The sequence below is a fragment of the Bacteroides togonis genome, assembly GCF_900130135.1.
GTDB classification, from domain to species: domain Bacteria; phylum Bacteroidota; class Bacteroidia; order Bacteroidales; family Bacteroidaceae; genus Bacteroides; species Bacteroides pullorum.
This window is the reverse complement of sequence record NZ_LT670820.1, coordinates 2,087,885-2,102,725: the sequence shown is the minus strand read 5'-3', so window position 1 is coordinate 2,102,725 and position 14,841 is coordinate 2,087,885. Positions and strand designations below refer to the sequence as shown.

Genomic DNA, 14,841 nt, shown 5'->3' with positions numbered 1-14,841 from the left:
GGATTTAAATATAGAAATAAGATTATGTCAGTCAATCGAAAACGTGTTTCGCAAGGTATAGCTTTCGGTTTGTTCCGTTTGCTGAGTCTGAGTGTCGTGTTGGTGCTCTTTGCTATTCTGTTCTTTATTATATATAAGGGTATAGGGGTCATTAGTTGGGACTTCTTGACGACGGCTCCGGCCGACGGTATGACGGCAGGCGGTATCTGGCCGGCCATTGTAGGTACGTTTTATCTCATGGTGGGTAGTGCGCTGTTCGCTTTCCCTGTAGGAGTGATGAGCGGCATTTATATGAATGAGTATGCTCCCAAACGGGGGTGGGTGGTTCGCTTCATCCGGATGATGACCAATAACCTGAGCGGCATCCCGTCCATTGTGTTTGGCTTGTTCGGTATGGCCTTGTTTGTCAACTGGCTCGATTTTGGTGACAGCATCCTGGCCGGTTCGCTCACGTTGGGCCTGCTCAGCTTACCGTTGGTTATCCGTACTACTGAGGAAGCTTTGAAGGCGATACCCGACAGCATGCGTGAGGGAAGCCGGGCCTTGGGCGCCACGAAGTTGCAGACCATCTGGCATGTCATCTTGCCGATGGGTATGCCTAACATCATTACCGGCCTTATTCTGGCTTTGGGGCGTGTGTCGGGCGAGACGGCGCCTATTCTGTTTACTTGTGCCGCTTACTTCCTGCCTCGGTTGCCACAAAGCATTTTTGACCAGTGTATGGCATTGCCCTATCACCTGTATGTGATTTCGACCAGTGGTACGGACATCGATGCCCAGCTGCCCATTGCCTATGGCACGGCCTTGGTGCTCATTGTCATCATCTTGTTTGTCAACCTGTTGGCCAATGCTCTGCGCAAGTATTTTGAGAAGAAAGTAAAATCAAATTAGAAAATGGAAATTTATCGATAATCAAATATCCAAATATATGAAGAATATCATTGAAACCCGTGACGTGAACTTCTGGTATGGCGATTTTCATGCGTTGAAAAATATCAGCATGGATATAGAGGAAAAATCCGTGGTGGCTTTCATCGGCCCGTCGGGATGTGGCAAGTCTACCTTCCTTCGTCTGTTGAACCGGATGAATGACCTGATACCCGATACGCGTCTGACCGGAAGCGTTCAAATCAACGGGCAAGACATCTACGGCAAAGGGGTGAATGTGGATGAGTTGCGTAAGGACGTTGGCATGGTTTTTCAGCGTCCCAACCCGTTTCCCAAGAGTATATTCGAGAATGTAGCCTATGGCCTGCGCGTGAATGGGGTGACCGATACCCAATTCATTCGTCAGCGTGTGGAGGAAAGCTTGCGTGGTGCCGCCTTGTGGGATGAGGTGAAAGACAAGTTGAAAGAGTCGGCGTATGCTCTTTCGGGTGGTCAGCAGCAGCGTTTGTGCATAGCTCGGGCCATGGCAGTATCCCCCTCGGTGCTTCTTATGGACGAACCGGCTTCGGCGCTCGACCCCATCTCGACAACCAAGGTAGAGGAGCTGATACACGAGCTGAAGCACGACTACACCATTGTTATCGTGACTCATAACATGCAGCAGGCCGCCCGTGTAAGCGATAAGACGGCTTTCTTCTACATGGGGCAGATGGTGGAGTATGGCGACACGAAGACCATCTTTATCAGCCCGAAAAAAGAGCAGACGCAGAATTATATCACAGGACGTTTCGGTTAATGGGGATTTTGCTTAACTTTGAGGCAATTTTAAAAACGAATTAGTAACTAAAACAGAATAGTATTATGGTAAAATTCATCGAAAGTGAACTGGTTTTGTTGAAGAAAGAGATAGACGAAATGTGGACGTTGGTTTACAACCAACTGGATCGTGCCGGCGAATCGGTACTTACGCTGGACAAGGAGTTGGCTCAGCAGGTGCTTGTGCATGAACGTCGGGTCAATGCCTTTGAGCTGAAGATAGACAGCGATGTGGAGGACATCATTGCGCTTTATACGCCGGTAGCCATCGATTTACGATTTGTATTGGCCATGCTGAAAATCAATACCAATCTGGAGCGTCTGGGCGATTTTGCCGAGAGCGTTGCCCGCTTTGCTCTCGAAGAGAAAGAGCTGACACTCGATGCCGACCTCGTGAAGCGTCTTCGTCTGCAGGAGATGATCGATCAGGTTCTCTCCATGCTCGAACTGGCAAAGCGTGCTTTGCAGGAAGAAAGCCAGGAGTTGGCTACATCAGTTTTCGCGAAAGACAATGTGCTGGATGAAATCAATGCCAACGCTTCTACCTTGTTGGCTGAATATATCCAGCAACATCCTGAAAGCGCTTTGTCCTGCATCAATTTGGCAAGCGTTTTCCGCAAGCTGGAGCGTGCCGGCGACCACATCACGAACATAGCAGAAGAGATTGTCTTCTTCATCGACGCCAAGGTATTGAAGCATCACGATACGGCAGAAGAGGGATACGGACAAGAGAAGTAGTCAGAGAAGCCTCTTCTTAATAAAGAATAAAGCATTGTTTTCTGCCTCACAAAGCATTGTTTTTCGAGGTGGAAAGCAATGCTTTCTTTTTGCATTTATTCTCCATTCTTTCGTTTCAAGAAATCGGTGGGGTTTTCGCCGAAATATTCTTTGTAGCATTTGGTGAAGTAGGAGGGCGAACTGAAACCTACCTCGTAAGTGATTTCAGCTACCGTCTTTTCGGTGGAAGCCAATAGCGCAGATGCACGTTTCAGGCGTGCGATGCGCAGCAGTTCGTTGGGTGCATGGCCACAGAGTGCCTTCGTTTTGCGATAAAGCTGTACGCGGCTCAAACCTATTTCTTCCCCCAAATCCTCTATGCTTAGGTTAGGATCGGACAGGCGGTCGTTGATGAGGCGATGGAGCTTTTCCATGAAACCTTTATCCAGCTCGGCCACGGGGGCCTTTTGCGTGGGTGCTTTCACGCCGTCCGAGAAGAAATTTTGTAAACGTTGGCGGTTTTCGATGAGGTTGCGCAGGCGGACGGTAAGTAGCTGGGCACTGAAAGGTTTGGATATGTAGGAATCTGCTCCACACTCGTATCCCTTTATCTTCTGTTCGTCTACGGCATAGGCCGTGAGCATCATTACGGGGATGTGCGATGTCTGCAATTCCGACTTCAGGCGACGACAGCACTCCATGCCGTCCATGACGGGCATCATCACGTCGCAGATGATGGCGTCGGGCACGTACTTCATGGCTTGTTGAACGCCCTCTTGTCCGTTGGCAGCCTCAATGACGTTGTATTTTTCCTGAAGGACGGAGCGGACATAGTCGCGTATGTCCTGATTGTCGTCTATTACGAGAATGGTTTCTTTGTCTTCGGGTTTTGTGTCGTGATCGGCCACTTGTATTGTTTCCTGGTCGGCGGCCAGTACGGCGCCTTCTTTCAGGTTGGCTAACATGGCGCTACGGGTAGTGTTACTGTCTAATGCACCTGTTTGATGAGCTGGCATCTCAATGCAGAAGCGGGTACCTTGTCCTTCAGCGCTGTCCACGTGGATGGTGCCTCCGTGCATCTCTACAAATGCTTTCACCAAAGCGAGGCCAATGCCCGATCCTGCATGGTGGACATCTATCTGGTAGAAGCTTTCGAATATGTGCTGTATGTGGTCGGCAGACATGCCTACTCCAGTATCTGTCACTTGCAGGCGCATCCAACGGACCTCTTCCTTATTGAAAAATTCGAGACAGACGTGGACGCTTCCGTTTTCGGGAGTAAACTTGAAGGCGTTGGACAGGAGGTTGTATAAGATACGTTCTATTTTTTCGGCATCGGCGGTGATGAAGCTATTTTCGTTTTCTTTACCTTCAGGTTCAGGGGTGTCGATGCTGAAGCGGATATGTTTTCGATAGGCCAAAGTACGGAAGGCATCTGTCCATTCGTGTAGCGAGGCAGCCAGATCAAATCGAGAGAGATGCATATCCAGTTTCCCTTCTTCAAATTTGCGGAAGTCGAGTATCTGATTGACGAGGCGTAACAGTACAGCTACGTTCTTATGGATAATATTCAGCAGAAAGCGTTCCTGCTCGTTCAGGTTGTGACTTTGCTGAAGTTGGTCGACGGGGTCGGCGATGAGGGTGAGGGGAGTACGGAAGTCGTGGGATACGTTGGTGAAGAAAGCCAGTTTGGCATGCGTAGCTTCTTCTAGTTGCCTCGATAGTGTGATGAGTTGGTCACGTTGTTCCTCCAGCTGCTTTTTCTGTTGGGACAGTTCGGCATTCAAGCGGTTTTTGGTCCAAAAAGCACGTACTACGAAGACCAGCAATGCACCTACCAGCAGGATAATGATGATGCAGGCGTAGAGGAACATGCGTTGGGCGGAATAGCGGAGCAGGAAGGCATCCAACTGGCTGTTGAGCTTCTCAATTTTTCCGTCCAGTGTGGCGATGTGATCCGTTTGCATCTGCATTACGTGGGCGTTTTGTCGGTTGACAGGAGCGGTGGAAAGCAGATTCTCGCGTTGATATTTCTTCCCTTCCAGAATGCTCATGGCTACTTGTATTACGCGGTCGCCTCCCGTTGGATAAATGAAAGTGCCGTCCAATACGCCATTGGCTACCAATTCTACTCCCAATCCTTTGCCAGGCAAGGCATCTACACCGACGAAGAGCATTTTGTTTGCGCGTCCATGCCGAAGGGCTGCTGTGTGTGCTCCTGCTGCCATGCGATCGTTATGAGCAAATACCAGATCGATTTTCGGCTGACAGGTCAGGATGGAGTCAAATGCTTGTTCTGCTGATTTTTGGAACCACCCGGCATCGGCACTGGCCACTATCTGTATGCCAGGTGTACGAGATAGTACGTCCATCAATCCTCGATGGCGATCGGCTGCAGGTGTGGAACCTTTTAAGCCTGTCAGTTCTACAACGTTGCCTTTGCCTTCCAAACGTGTAGTAATGTAGTGGCCTATCTGTCGGCCCATTTCGTAGTTGTCTGCTCCTACATAAGCAGTATACTGGTCGGAGTTAATCCGTCTGTCAACCAGTACGACGGGGATTCCCTTGGCGTATGCTTTTTCTATCACAGGAGTGATGGCTTCTGCTTCGTTGGGAGCTACAACAATCAGATCTACTTTTCGGCGGATAAATCGTTCGATATCTTCTGTTTGTTTCCGATTATCGTCGTTTGCCGAACGGATATCTACTTCCACGCCAGGATAGAAGAGTGCTTCGCGGCGGATTTCCTTGTTCATTTGTGTGCGCCATTCGTCATCACTGCATTGTGACACACCGATAACGTAACGGTTTTTCTCTTGGCTGCATGAACTAAATAGCAGTAGATAGAGTGTACAAAGGATGGTTACAAGAAAGACAAAATGGCGTTTCATGGATTTTTGTTCTTTGGTTATGGATACAAAGATAGACAAAAATCCATGAAACTATCATCTCTATGCCAGTCTTTCCGTCAGCGATTGAGGTAATACGGGCATAGCTCCTTGTTGCGTACAAACATAAGCCGAAGTTTCTACGGCCAGTTGATGGGCTTCTGCTACTGGATGTCCCTTAAGGATAGCGGCCGTAAAGGCTGCTGTGAAAGAGTCGCCTGCACCTACGGTGTCAGCAACCTGCACCTTGGGAGTTTCTACAAATGATACGCGGCCGGGAGTAAAGACATAACTGCCGTTTACGCCACAAGTCAGAATCAGCATTTTCAGATTATACTTGGCCAGCAGAATCCAGCATTTGTCTTGAAGGTCGATACCCGGATAACCGAACATTCGACTTACGGTAACCAACTCTTCATCGTTAATCTTCAGTACGTTGCAACGACGAAACGAATCACACAGAATTTCTTTCGTATAAAATCCTTGACGCAGGTTGATGTCAAAAATGCGGAGTGTATCTTCGTTTTCCAGCATTGCGTCGAGAAAATGGTGAATGGTTTCGCGTGATACGATGCTGCGCTGTGCCAGTGAACCGAAACAGACAGCGCATGTCTGATGGGCCAGTCCCTCAAGAGCTTGTGTGTAGGGAATGTTGTCCCAAGCTACCCCTTCTTTAATGTCATAGCAAGGAACCCCTTCAGCATCCAATTCAACTTGAACCGTTCCTGTGGGATAAGGTACTGTTTCTATCAGTCCGTATAATTGTTTTTCGCGGAAGTTATCCAAAATTTCTGAACCCAGTTTGTCCTGTCCTACGGCACTTACTATGCGGCTTTCCAATCCGAACTGCGATACGTGATAGGCAAAATTAGCGGGTGCTCCACCCAGTTTTTTCCCTTCGGGCAGCACGTCCCAAAGTGCTTCGCCCATTCCGACTACGATTGATTGATTATTCATGGCTATTGTTTTTTTGTGATTTCATTTTCAAAGTGTAGGCAATCAGATAGAGTACGCCGATCGTCATTACAGCGACAGCGCCGCTTTGTCCGACAGCGTCACTGGCCATACCCATCAGCAGCGGGAAGATTGTACCGCCGAAAAGGCCCATAATCATCAGTCCCGAAACTTCGTTCTTTTTGTCGGGTACAGCAGTGAGGGCTTGTGCGAAAATGATAGGAAAGACATTGGAGTTGCCGAATCCGATGAGGGCGATGCAGACGTAGATGACATGATGCGCGTCGGACACCAGCAGGCCAGCCATGGCTACCAGCATACACACTACGCTGATGCCCAGAAAGCGGCGTGCTGACAAATGCTGCAGGATGAACGTGCCCAACAGGCAGCCCGCCGTACGGAAGATGAAGTAGAGGCTCGTGGCAAAACCAGCTTCGTCGAGTGTCAAGCCTACACGCTCCATCAGTAGCTTGGGTGCAGTTGTGTTGGTTCCTACATCGATACCTACGTGGCAGACAATACCCAAAAAACAAAGCAGGATAAACGGTTGTCCTAACAGACGCAGGCAGTCGGCAAAGCCTGATGCCTGATCAGGCTTTTCTTCTTCAATAGGGGTAGATGAGAGCCACAGGATGGCGATGACAGCCACTATCATGTAGACGGGGAACAGCACACGCCAGCCCAATCCGAAAGTAGGCATGGCCTGCGTAGCACCCCACATGGCGATGTAGGGAGCCAGGAACGAAGCGATGGCTTTGACAAACTGCCCGAAAGTAAGCGAACTGGCCAGACGATCGCCCGAAATAATGTTGCTCAATAGTGGATTGAGTGAAGTTTGCATCAGGGCATTGCCGATACCTAGCAGCGAGAAGGAACAGAGCATCAGTCCGTAACCATCCCCAAAGAAAGGTAATAGGAGTGACAGAGCTGTCACGAAGAGGCTCAGCAGTACCGTGTTTTTTCGTCCGATACGATTCATCAGCATTCCTGTGGGTACAGAGAAGATGAGGAACCAGAAGAAGACAAGCGACGGAAAAATGTTGGCCTGCGAGTCCGTCAGTCCAAGGTCAGCCTTTACGTAATTGGAAGCGATACCCACCAGGTCGACAAAGCCCATGGCGAAGAAGCAGAGCATGACGGGTATCAGCCTTCCGTATTTCATTTGTTGTTTTGCGGTCATTGTTTTTAAGAATTTAAAGAAGTTTGAGAAGTGATATTCATTCTACCTCCGTCAGTTCCACCACATGACTTTGCATCGGGCGGAAACCAAAGATATCGAGACCGATTTTCATCAGATAGTCACCTGAAAGAATGCGGCCGTTAGATGGAAGTGAAGATTGGGCCTCGGGCATCAGGTTGATTTCCTCTACCTTGTAGCGCTTCGTCGGGTCAAGTCCCTGCAAGCGGACGGGCAGCAGTTTCTCCTGATAACGCGGATAGACATCGTAAGCAAAGAGTACGGCCTTGCGGCTGTCTGTGCTCACGTAGTTCACCGCCATGTGGTTACTTTCGTAAGGCGATACCAGACGGTATTGGTTACCGTCCAGGATGACGGATTGCAGACGCTTCCAGTTGGCTACGGCCGTCTGGCAGTAGAGCAGTTCCTCGGCACTCAGTTCTTTCAGTCCCAGGTCGAAGCCCAGCTTACACATCGAAGCCACATCGGTGCGGAACTTGAGGGAAGCTGCCTTGTTCCAGCTCGTCACATGGGCGCACATGGCCTTGGCCGGGAAGAACTGCGAGAAGCCCCATTGGATGTAGATGCGCTCCACAGGATCGGTATTGTCGCTACACCAGAATTCGGTGAAATACTTCAGCGCCTCGTAGTCACAACGTGCACCGCCGCCCGAGCAGAGCATCATGGGCACGTCGGGATAGTTGTCCTTCACGCGCTTCATCACGTTATAGACGCCGCGGACATGGTCGATGTACAGTTGTCCCTGTTCAGCTTTGAGGTAGGGCGAATAGATGTTGGTGATAGGGCTGTTGCAGTCCCACTTGAAGTAAGCGATGTCAGGATTCTCCTTCAGCAGCTTGTCCACAATGCTGTAGACATAGTCCTGCACGGCCGGGTTGCTCAGGTCGAGCACCAGCTGGTTGCGGTAGTAATACGTCTCGCGGTTGGGATAATGGATGGCCCAGTCGGGGTGCTGCTCGAAGAGTTCGCTTTTGGGATTCACCATTTCCGGCTCTATCCATAGTCCGAACTTCACGCCCGCCTCTTTGGCAGCGTCGGTCAGGGCACGGATGCCGCCGGGCAGCTTGTCGTGCGTCACTTCCCAGTCGCCCAGTCCCGCACGGTCGTCTTTGCGCGGATATTTGTTGCCAAACCATCCGTCGTCCAGCAGGAACATGTCCACACCCAGGTCCTTGGCTTCCTTCATCAGTTCGGCCAGGATGTCCTGATCGAAGTCGAAGGCGGTGTTTTCCCAGTTGTTGAGCAGGGTCAGGCGTGTACCTTTGCCGTCCTTCAGCTGATAGTTGCGTGCCCAGGCCTGCAGGTTGCGGCTGCCCTGGCCGGTACCTTCAGTGCTCAGTGTAAAGATGAATTCGGGGGTAGTGAAGACCTCATCGCGATTCAACCGATAGGCCGACGCATACGGATTGATGCCGGGAATGATGCGCAGGTTGCCCACATTGTCCACCTCGAAGGTGAAACGGAAATTGCCTGTCCACGCCAGTGTGCCCATCAGCACTTCGCCCTGCTGTTCCTGGGCGGGCTGGTCCATTCCCACGATGAAGAAGGGATGCGTGTGCATGGCGGCGCGGCTGCCCAGCTTGGTGTCGATCACTTTCTTGCCGAAAAGCAGGGGCTGCGTGCTCATCTGCGCTTCCTTGGCCCAGTCGCTGCTGAACTCCGTCAGGTAGTAGGCCGGACGGCTGAAGTAAAGCATGGTTGAGGCATAAGCCGACAAAGTAACGGGCTTCTTCTCCTGATGGCGGATTTCGCTCCACGTCTTGATGACGTTCTCCTTCGGATAGGCCACGTAGTGCAGCGTCACGTCGACGGGATACTTGTCGTCGCGCAGCTGGATGTCGGTCTGCACGCCTCCCTCCACGGGGTGCGAGGAGGAAGAAACGTAGTAGAGCCATGTGGAAGGATTTCCGTCGTTGTGGGTGACGGCCAGGGCGGGTTCGAAGAAGTCTTCGTTGCCCGAACCGCTGTACACCTCCCATCCGCGGCGGCTGACACTGCCGTCCGAGGCGGGGTGCACACTCCAACCCAGTTCTTTCAGGTCGGACTCATTCAGCAGCCGTTCACCAAAGTAGCTCTGGTAGAGGCGGCCGTTGTCGCCCACCTGCAGCACCAGGTCGGTGCGGTCAGTGGAAATGCGTATCTGTTTCATGTCACTGGCATTCAGTGTAGTGGTGGCGAGCAGTGTAAGTGCCGCCGTTGCGATGAGGTGTTTCATGGGATATAAGGGCTTTTAGTGTTACAATCCTAACTGATGTACTTTCAGGTTCTTCACTTCGGCCTCACCTCCCTGGGTATAGAAACGCAGAGCGTTGTAGGGCTGGGTGGGGAACACGAGGTTGGTCATGGCGATGCGGCCACCGTCTACGAAGATTTCAACAGAGCACTTGTCTACGAACACATCGAGGTGATATGTCTTGCCTTCGCACAGAGAGAGCGGTGCCCAGGTGCCCAGAGCGAAATCGTTGATGTAGTTCACTGATTCGGTCTTGCGGTGGTCGTCGGTCTCTTTGGCATGAGGTTCTGCTTTCTCGCCGAAAGCGGTCAATCCGCTCTGAGTACGATCCATGACGAGGCGGCCGGCCTTTATGTCGAGGTAGATGTCTACCTTTTCGCCTTTATCGTTTAGCAGTTGGAAGCCTGTGGTTTGTGCTTTGCCCGGGGTGATGTCCATTTCCAGTTCGCAAGCACCTTCGACACCGGTAGCCAGCGGGCTGACCAGATGTTCGTCGGCCAGGGTGAAGTCGTTGACGGGGGTAGTGCCTTTGCGCAGGCCTTCGGTCTCCTTCACGGCATTGGCGGCCATGTAGATTTCACCGTTCTTGGTGTAGAGTGAAAGCTCGCGAGGCAGGGCGTTGGCACCTCGGTACTGGCGGATGGGGGTTACGTTGGCATACTGCCAGTTGCTCATCCAGGGAACTGCGATGGTGCGGTCGCCGGTATTCGAGAAGCAGACTGTGGCGTAGTGGTCCTTACCGAAGTCGAGCCACTTGGTAACGCTCTTGTCCGTGTCGCACTTGAATTCCTTGCCGTCGAACTCGCCTACGAAATATTCCGTAGCACTACCGCCGAAGGGGCAGCCGGGGTTGATATTGACAATCATCACCCACTTCATGTTGTCCTTGTTGCCGTCGACAGGCAGCTGTACAAAGTCGGGACACTCAAACTGGTTGGGCTGTACGCCGTAGCCTTCGCCAAACTGGCTGAGGTATTCCCAGTTCTTCATGTCGGTAGACGAGTAGAAACGCATGTTCTTGTCGGCGGAAACAATCATGTACCACTTCTGTGCGGGTTCGTACCAGAAGACTTTCGGGTCGCGGAAGTCCTTCAGTCCGTCGAACGGCGTCAGGATGGGGTTCTTTTCGTATTTGGTATAGGTGCGGCCGTTATCGTTGCTGTAGGCCATGCACTGTATCTGTCCGTGCTCGTCGCTGGCCGAGGTGTAGAAAGCAATCATGGCGTCCTTGCCGTAGCCGGCGCTGTTGTTCTTGTCGACAACGGAACTACCCGAGAAAATGTGTCCCAGTGTGTCGCGGGCGATAGCCGGATCAAGGTGTTCCCAGTGGATAAGGTCGCGGCTGACGGAGTGTCCCCAGTGCATGTTGCCCCACTTCGATCCGTAGGGGTTGTACTGGAAATACAGGTGATATTCGCCGTCTTTGTAGACCAGACCGTTGGCGTCGTTCATCCAGCCGTAGAGCGGCGTGTGGTGATAGACGGGGCGGTAATAGTCGGTATTGGTGGTGTCGAAGGTGTCGGCCAGGCGGATGCTGTCCCAGCAGATGGCGTTAGCAGCCACGCGGCCGATGGTCACCGTGGCTTCTTTGGCTCCCTGCGGCAGGGCGAAGGGCACGTAATATTCTACGCTATCGACTGCCAGACGTACGTCCATGGCCATGTCGGCGGGGCTGCCCGTGATGAGTTTTACCTTGCCTTCGTTGCAAGACTCCTGGATGGGGAGGATGAGGTATCGGGTTGGGTTTGTGATGTGAACGATGGTGAGCGTGTCGCCTTGGTGTTCCAGGCGGATGCCGTTGCTCTGCGGCTGGCAGGCTGTCAGTGCGGCAGCTGTTGCCAAAGTCATTGTCAGGTGATTGAAAATCCTTTTCATGGTTCTATTGTTTTTAGCGTTTAAATGTACAGATTATTTTTGAATTAGCCTCACCGGTGTGGCGGGTTTCCGCAGGGCTTCGCCGCCGTGCCTCACCGGTGTGGCGGGTCTCCGACGGGCTTCGGCAGTGTGCCTCACCGGTGTGGCGGGTCTCCGACGGACTTCGGCAGTGTGCCTCACCGGTGTGGCGGGCTTCCGACGGGCTTCGGCGACGAGCCTCACCGGTGTGGCAGGTTTCCGCAGGGCTTCGGCGTCGTGCCTCACCGGTGTGGCCGGCCGAGAGGATCAGAATTTCAGGCTGGCGCTGAATTCGACGGTGAACGGACGGATGTAGCTACCCGCCATGACGTGTCCGGCATACTGTCCGGCGTCTTCCTTTTCGATCAGTTCGGCACCGGCGATGCTGCCTTTGGCGCCTGTCTGGTTCAGGAAGTTCACGACGGTGCAGCCCAGGGCAAGTTTCTTGTTCACCTGCCAGTTCAGTCCGCCGAAGGTCTCCCAGCGGCCGTTGAAGTAGTAGGCGTCGTTGATGTTGGCGTAGGTCTTGCTGAAGTAGCGGAAGCTGGTCCAGATCTTCAGGTCTCTGGTGATCATGTAGCTGGGGTCTATTTCGACGATGACCTGCGGGATTTCGGCTACGATGTTGCCCGTGGCGTTGATTTCGCCCACGTATCCGTCGGAGAAGGTGACAGAGGTCTCATACTTCTTGTAAGTCGGCTTCTGGTAGGTGAAGAGGAAGTGCAGGTCGAAGCCCTTGAAGGGGCGGGTAACGACGTCGGTGGTCCAACCCAGCGTCTGGATGTCGTAGGTCAGCGGGGCGGCCATGATTTCTGTCTGTCCGGCAGCGGTCTTGTGCTGCAGGTTCAGGGTAGAGTTGTTGTTCGTCTTCGAGATATAGGAGAAGAGCGAGGTCAGGCTCAACCATTCGTTGTTGTAGTAGATCCCGGCACGTCCCAGGGGTACGGAGATCTTGTCCGTATTGGGCAGGGTGGCAGGAGCGAAGTTTTCGATTTTCGGATGCTGGGTGATGTAGGTGAAGTCGCCGGTGAAGCCGAATGACTTGGTCAGCTTGTAGGTGGCGGCGGCAGTCAGAGCGTAGTTCAGCCAGTCGTAGCTCATTGCAGTGGGGGCAATCTGAGTGCCGTCGGGAGCTGTAGCGCCCAGGTAGTAGTTGGCAAAGCGGCCTACGTATTCGCCGTTGGCGTTCTTTACGGCTGCGTTGTCGCCGCGCAGGGCTTGGTATTCCAGGCGGGCACCGTAGTAGAGGTTCAGCTTGTCGGTTACGTCCCAGTCGTGGGTGAAGTAGAGGGCCAGCTTGTTCTCGTGTCCCTTGTAGTATTCCGAAGCGTTCTTGTTGAAGTCATAGTAGTATCCGTTCCCGGCGTAGGTGCGTCCGGCATAGGTGGCGTAGTCTGCGTTGTAGAGGCGCACGGGGTAACTGCCGTCGGTGGGAACGGACTGGTCGTACATGGTGGTGGCCGATGCGTAGTCGATATCATAGTACCATTCGTTCAGGCCAAGGCGCCAGGTGCTGTTGCCTGTGTGGCGCGACAGTTCGGTGGTGAACATGAACGAATCGATAAATCCGCGGTTGAGGCACGACATGCGGCTCTGCACGTATTCGCCCGTGTAAGGCTTCATGCTGCCGTCGGCGGCTTCGTAGAGGTAGTTGATGCCGGCTTCGTTCTGGTCGAGCGACATCGGGGTCTGGTAAACGCACGAGCCGGTGGAGTGGTCATATTTCATGATGGTGCGCCAGTTCAGTCCGTTGTCCCAAGTGTAGTTGTTCATCAGGGTGAACTCGCTGCCCTTGTTCTGCACGGCGTCGTAGAGGTTAGTCTTCTTTACTTCGCCCGTGCGCATGTCGCGATACATCATTTCGTTGTCCATCGGCAGGTAAGAAGTAGTTCCGAGGGCGAACTGGCCGAACTCTTTCACGCTTCCGTCGCCCACGTAGACGAACGGGGCTGATTGTGTGGCATACATGTAGACTGGATGGCTGTTGCTGTAGTGATAGATGGCGGTCAGTTCGCCACGGTTATCGTTGTATTTCTTCGTCAGGGCGAATTTATAGATCTGCGTGCGGTCCTGGAAGGGAGTCGATTTGATTTTGAACGTTCCCGGGTCGAAGTCCTGGTAGATGCTTCCGCTGTAATACCAGTCACGGGCGATGTCGCCGTTCACGTTGAGCGAGAACTCCTGCATGCCGAAGTGGTTGCTCTTGTAGTTCAGGGTGCCGTGAAAGCCTTTCTGCCCCAGCTGGGTGAAGGAGTTGACGGCGTATCCGATGTTTCCGGTAGTGATGGCTGTCTCCGAAATTTTCAGCAGTCCCACGTGGTTCAGGCTGGCGTCGGCACGCCAAAGGGAGTTGACTGAATGAGGATTGGTAGCGTAAGTGACGGGGATGCCGTTTTCCAATACATTGACGTCGGCCGAGGGTAGTCCGATCTGGATTTCACGTGGACCGTTGGCACTGGCGGCGTTCAGCATCACGTTACGGTTTTCCTCCTCTTTACTGGAGCTTTCCGTTTGTGGCTGTTCCGATGATTTCTTTTCTTCTTGTGCGGAAATGTTTCCACAAGTCAATCCGAGCAACAAAAAAGCTGCTGCGGCGCGATAGCATACTGCATGTCTTTTCATACCTGTTTTCATGGTACGTTATTTAATAAGTTAATAATTGAAGTTTCGCTTTTCGGTCATCGGGCGTTTTGCCTGAAGGCCTGTGCAAATGTATGCAGTCGTTCGCAGGAAGGATAAAAAAAATGTTTCATTCCCTGTCATCAGGGTTACATGAAACATTTTTGATAAGGAATGTAACAAAATGGATAGACGTCAGCTTCAGCGACTTAAACGTCAGCTTGGGTTCGCTAACCCTCAGCTTGACGTTTTCCGTGTGGAGGTCGGTTGGCTCAGGGCTTGTAGACTTTTCTGTCCGACGTGATGTTGCGGTAGGTGATGCCGGTAGCGTCGTTCGTGACCATCAGTGGCCGGCCGTCGGGCTGCTCGTAGTGGAAGTGTACATTGTCCAGACGGATGTTGCGGGCATGGCGGATGTAGAAGCCTTTGGCAGGAATGGTGCCGAACATCCATGGTTCGGGATATACTTTCTCCTGTTCGGGCGGCGTACGCTGTCCGTCGGCTTCGTCATAGCCTTCGGTAGCTGTGGGGAAGGCGGCTGTAATCACGGTGCCTTGTTCCATCAGCAAATGGACGTGGCTGGCCAGTCGGATGGAGTAGCAGGCATAGTTGCCGGCGGGCAAGTAGACGGTACC

The 14,841-nt window shown here is 52.5% G+C and carries 10 protein-coding genes; 3 read left to right on the top strand and 7 right to left on the bottom strand.

Going from position 1 to position 14,841, the window contains the following annotated elements; genetic code table 11:
• Nucleotides 1-24 precede the first annotated feature (24 nt).
• The 3 genes from pstA to phoU all read left to right on the top strand — a co-directional run bounded on the left by pstA (nucleotide 25) and on the right by phoU (nucleotide 2,442).
• Nucleotides 25-891 carry a phosphate ABC transporter permease PstA gene (gene pstA, locus BQ8005_RS09025; RefSeq protein WP_021846520.1) on the top strand — a complete coding sequence of 289 codons (867 nt, stop codon included), beginning with the start codon at nucleotides 25-27 and terminating at the stop codon, nucleotides 889-891.
• 37 nt (nucleotides 892-928) lie between these two features.
• Nucleotides 929-1,684 (top strand): phosphate ABC transporter ATP-binding protein PstB, encoded by a 756-nt coding sequence (pstB, locus tag BQ8005_RS09020; protein ID WP_021846521.1) that lies wholly within the window; start codon nucleotides 929-931, stop codon nucleotides 1,682-1,684.
• Between the two features lie 65 nt (nucleotides 1,685-1,749).
• Nucleotides 1,750-2,442: a phosphate signaling complex protein PhoU gene (gene phoU, locus BQ8005_RS09015; protein ID WP_021846522.1), complete on the top strand. Its 693-nt coding sequence runs from the start codon at nucleotides 1,750-1,752 to the stop codon at nucleotides 2,440-2,442.
• A 95-nt stretch (nucleotides 2,443-2,537) separates the two neighbouring features.
• Here the strand turns inward: phoU and BQ8005_RS09010 are convergent, their stop codons facing one another.
• The 7 genes from BQ8005_RS09010 to BQ8005_RS17055 all read right to left on the bottom strand — a co-directional run bounded on the left by BQ8005_RS09010 (nucleotide 2,538) and on the right by BQ8005_RS17055 (nucleotide 14,829).
• The gene (locus BQ8005_RS09010) at nucleotides 2,538-5,312 is read right to left on the bottom strand and encodes a hybrid sensor histidine kinase/response regulator transcription factor (protein WP_075317820.1); all 2,775 of its coding nucleotides are present in this window, start codon (nucleotides 5,310-5,312) and stop codon (nucleotides 2,538-2,540) included.
• 60 nt (nucleotides 5,313-5,372) lie between these two features.
• A complete protein-coding gene (locus BQ8005_RS09005) occupies nucleotides 5,373-6,266 on the bottom strand; it encodes a carbohydrate kinase family protein (RefSeq protein WP_075317819.1) in 894 nt (297 codons plus the stop codon).
• Complete coding sequence (locus BQ8005_RS09000) at nucleotides 6,259-7,443, bottom strand: MFS transporter (RefSeq protein ID WP_075317818.1); 1,185 nt, start codon at nucleotides 7,441-7,443, stop codon at nucleotides 6,259-6,261. The genes BQ8005_RS09005 and BQ8005_RS09000 overlap by 8 nt, the downstream gene beginning before the upstream one ends.
• Nucleotides 7,444-7,480: 37 nt before the next feature.
• Nucleotides 7,481-9,676: an alpha-galactosidase gene (locus BQ8005_RS08995; protein ID WP_075317817.1), complete on the bottom strand. Its 2,196-nt coding sequence runs from the start codon at nucleotides 9,674-9,676 to the stop codon at nucleotides 7,481-7,483.
• A gap of 21 nt (nucleotides 9,677-9,697) precedes the next feature.
• Nucleotides 9,698-11,569 (bottom strand): glycoside hydrolase family 32 protein, encoded by a 1,872-nt coding sequence (locus tag BQ8005_RS08990; protein WP_075317816.1) that lies wholly within the window; start codon nucleotides 11,567-11,569, stop codon nucleotides 9,698-9,700.
• Nucleotides 11,570-11,854: 285 nt separating this feature from the next.
• Complete coding sequence (locus BQ8005_RS08985) at nucleotides 11,855-14,209, bottom strand: 2,6-beta-D-fructofuranosidase (protein ID WP_075319075.1); 2,355 nt, start codon at nucleotides 14,207-14,209, stop codon at nucleotides 11,855-11,857.
• A 269-nt stretch (nucleotides 14,210-14,478) separates the two neighbouring features.
• Nucleotides 14,479-14,829, bottom strand: a complete 351-nt coding sequence (locus tag BQ8005_RS17055) for a glycoside hydrolase family protein (RefSeq protein ID WP_394334100.1) — start codon at nucleotides 14,827-14,829, stop codon at nucleotides 14,479-14,481.
• Nucleotides 14,830-14,841 lie beyond the last annotated feature (12 nt).